Source organism: Thiohalocapsa sp. (assembly GCF_019695415.1).
Classification (GTDB): Bacteria; Pseudomonadota; Gammaproteobacteria; order Chromatiales; family Chromatiaceae; genus Thiohalocapsa.
In genome coordinates this window covers 1-3,434 of sequence record NZ_JAIFKJ010000275.1, presented here as the reverse complement: position 1 = coordinate 3,434, position 3,434 = coordinate 1, and the positions used below count along the sequence as shown (strand labels likewise).

Sequence of the window (3,434 nt, the reverse complement as noted above, 5' to 3'; positions counted from 1 at the left end):
CGCCGCGTCTCGCCGCCTCCGCCCGCCGCCGCCCCCCGTCGGTGCGGCGCCCGCCCAAGGCCCCCCGCGGGGGCGTCGCCGGCAGGGGAGGGGGCCGCACGGGGGGCGTCGGGGGCGGCGAGCTGCCCCGCCTGCGCCGCGACGAGGGCGCGCGTATCCTGGCCGCCGTGCCCGCACGCGCGCGCGTTGTCGCGCTCGACCTGCGCGGACGTGCCTGGAGCAGTGAACAGCTTGCGTCCGAGCTCGCCGGCTGGCTTGCAGACGGGCGCGACATCGCGCTTCTGGTGGGCGGTCCCAACGGACTCTCAGACGCCTGTCTCGCCCGCGCGGAGCAGCGCTGGTCTCTGTCGCCCCTCACGCTGCCGCATCCGTTGGTGCGAGTGCTGGTGGCAGAGCAGCTCTATCGGGCCTGGAGCCAGCTTCAGGGGCACCCCTACCACCGTGGCTGACGCGGGCATGACGCCGGAGGCATCCAAATGACAAGCTCGGCCGGCGCTCCAGCACCGCCGCTGATCCTGGCATCCAACTCCCCCCGCCGGCGCGCGCTACTGGCGCAGATCGGCGTCAATGTCGCCGTGCGCTCAGCAGACATGGACGAGACCCCTCTGCCCGGCGAGGCCGCTGCAGACTACGTGCTGCGCATGGCGCTGAGCAAGGCACGGGCGGTGCATGTTCGGCTGGCAGAGGCATCGGACCAGGGCACGCCTGTGCCGGTGCTGGGGGCGGATACAGCCGTAATCTGCGATGATCACATCCTCGGCAAGCCCACGGACGTCCAGGACGGCGCGCGAATGCTGGCGCTTCTGTCCGGGCGCACGCATCAAGTGTTGACGGCAGTGGCACTGCTGGGCAGCCGCGAGCGCACGGCGCTCAGCGAGACACAGGTGGCCTTTCGGGACATCGGCGAGGCAGAGGCCGCGGCCTACTGGGCTACCGGCGAGCCCCGGGACAAAGCGGGCGGCTATGCGGTGCAGGGGCTCGGCGCGGTCTTCGTCAGCAGCATCAACGGAAGCTGGTCAGGGGTCGTGGGGCTGCCTTTGTTCGAGACCGCAGCGCTGCTCTCTGCGGAGGGCATCGATGTGCTAGCCACGCCTGCGCGGAACGTCCCCCGCTGAAATCAGTATACTGTCACCCTTATCTAGTTCCGTCATCTTAATGTCAGCGGTGTCTCAACTTGATCGGCCGCAGGAGCTGTCCGGAACCGCCGGCTCCAATAGCCATCCTCTGAAACCATGAGCGAAGAGATCCTCATCAACGTCACCCCGCCGGAGACGCGCGTCGCGGTGGTGGAGAACGGCGTGGTGCAGGAGATCATCATCGAGCGGGCCGAACGCTGCGGGCTGGTGGGCAACGTCTACCGCGGTCGCATCTGCCGGGTGCTGCCAGGTATGCAGGCGGCTTTCGTGGACATCGGTCTGGAACGGGCGGCCTTCTTGCATGCATCGGACATCATCGGTAAGGATGGCGAGCCGCGCAGCGAGCAGATCACTGATCTGGTCCGGGAGGGCGAACGCATCGTGGTGCAGGTGGTCAAGGACCCCATCGGCACCAAGGGCGCCCGGCTCACCACCAACATCTCCATCGCTTCGCGCTACCTGGTCTTCATGCCGCGGCTTAGCAACACCGGCGTGTCGCAGAAGATCGAGGACGACGACGAGCGCAAGCGTTTGCGCGAAATCCTGCAGAACTACGTCGACGAGCACGAGGACGCCGGCGGCTATATCGCCCGCACCGCCGCCGAGGCCGTGGACGATGATGCGCTCTGCCGCGACATGGCCTTCCTCGCCAAGCTCTGGCGCGGCATCAAGGAGCGCTGCGACACGGGCGACGCCATCGGCCTCATCCATGACGACCTGCCGCTTGCGCTGCGAGCGCTCCGAGACCTGGTGACACCGGAGGTGGAGCGGGTGCGCATCGACTCCCGCGCCACCGTGGATAAGGCCATGCCCTTCGCCGCCAAGTACATCCCCGAGATTGTCGAGCGAATCGAGTACTACGCCGGCGAACGGCCGCTGTTTGACCTCTACGGGGTCGAGGACGAGATCAAGAAGGCCCTAGACCGCAAGGTACAGCTCAAGTCCGGCGGGCATCTGATTATCGACCAGACGGAGGCCATGACCACCATCGACGTCAACACCGGTGCCTTTGTCGGCCACCGTAATCTCGAGGAGACAATTTTCAAGACTAACCTGGAGGCGGCCCAGGCTATCTGCCGCCAGCTGCGACTCCGTAACCTCGGCGGCATCATCATCATCGACTTCATCGACATGACCGATGATGAGCATAAGCGCCAAGTGCTGCGGGCGCTGGAGAAGTGCCTCGCCAAGGATCACGCCAAGACCCACATCACTGAGGTCTCGGCTCTGGGCCTGGTGGAAATGACCCGCAAGCGCACCCGCGAGTCGCTGGAGCATGTGCTCTGCGAGCCTTGCCCCTGCTGCGGCGGGCGCGGCTCCATGAAGACGGCCGAGACCACCTGCTACGAGATCTTCCGCGAGATCCTGCGCGAGTCCCGCCAGTTCGAGGTGGAGACGCTGCTCGTGCTGGCCTCTCAGGAGGTCGTCGACCGCCTGCTTGACGAGGAATCCGGCCACCTCGCGGAGCTTGAGGAATTCATCGGCAAGCCCATCCGGTTACAGGCGGAGGCCTTGTACACCCAGGAGCAATACGACGTGGTCCTTATCTGAGCCGGCACAGCGCCGGTGTCCGCGCCCTTATGACCGGCAGCCAGGCCGCCAATCCGCCAACAACGTCCGCGACCCGCGGGGCCGAACCGCGCGCATGAGGCCACTACTGCGCGCCCTGCTGCGCCGGCTCGCCGGCGTCGTCGCCGCTGGCGTCATCGCCTTTGCCGCCCTAAGCCTCGGCCTACGCCTGGCGCTCCCGCACGCGGACGGACTGCGCAGCGTCGTCGCCGAGCGTCTCGGCGATCAGCTGGGGGCAGAGCTGACGGTGGGTGGCCTCGGGTTGCATCTGCGCGGCCTGCAGCCCGAGCTGAGCCTGGACGACGCGGTGCTGCTCGACCCTCTGACCGGCGAGCGGCTGCTCACCCTCCGCGCCCTGCGTGTGGATTTGGACCTCCGCGCGTCCTTGCTGGCATGGGCGCCGCGCATCGACGGCGTCACCCTGGTGGGCGCGCGCATCGAGGTGCAGCGCAGCGCCGATGGGCGTATCGGCGTGCGCGGCCTCGGTCCACTTGGCGGCGGTGACGGGACCGGCGCCGCTTACTTTCTGCGCGAAGGACACTTCAGCCTCGCCGATAGCCGCGTCTACTGGACCGACAGCTTCGCAGGCGTGCCAACGTTGGAGTTTCGCATCGAGCGGCTGGATCTGGTGAACCACGGTGCCCGTCACCGGCTGCGCGTGCAGGGTCGGCCGCCTGGAGACCCCGCGGGCGAGCTGACGCTGCTTGCCGACCTGCAGGGTGCGCCTGG

General features: G+C 67.9%; 4 protein-coding genes. All 4 read left to right on the top strand.

Annotated elements, in window-relative coordinates; genetic code table 11:
* Positions 1–41 precede the first annotated feature (41 nt).
* Entirely contained in the window at positions 42–449 is a 408-nt protein-coding gene (rlmH, locus tag I6U14_RS07915; protein ID WP_296898280.1) for a 23S rRNA (pseudouridine(1915)-N(3))-methyltransferase RlmH, read from the top strand.
* 27 nt (positions 450–476) lie between these two features.
* Complete coding sequence (locus I6U14_RS07910) at positions 477–1,115, top strand: nucleoside triphosphate pyrophosphatase (protein WP_296898279.1); 639 nt, start codon at positions 477–479, stop codon at positions 1,113–1,115.
* A 117-nt stretch (positions 1,116–1,232) separates the two neighbouring features.
* Entirely contained in the window at positions 1,233–2,687 is a 1,455-nt protein-coding gene (rng, locus tag I6U14_RS07905) for a ribonuclease G (protein WP_296898278.1), read from the top strand.
* A 94-nt stretch (positions 2,688–2,781) separates the two neighbouring features.
* Positions 2,782–3,434: hypothetical protein (locus I6U14_RS07900; protein ID WP_296898277.1), on the top strand; the 653-nt coding region annotated here is incomplete at its 3' end.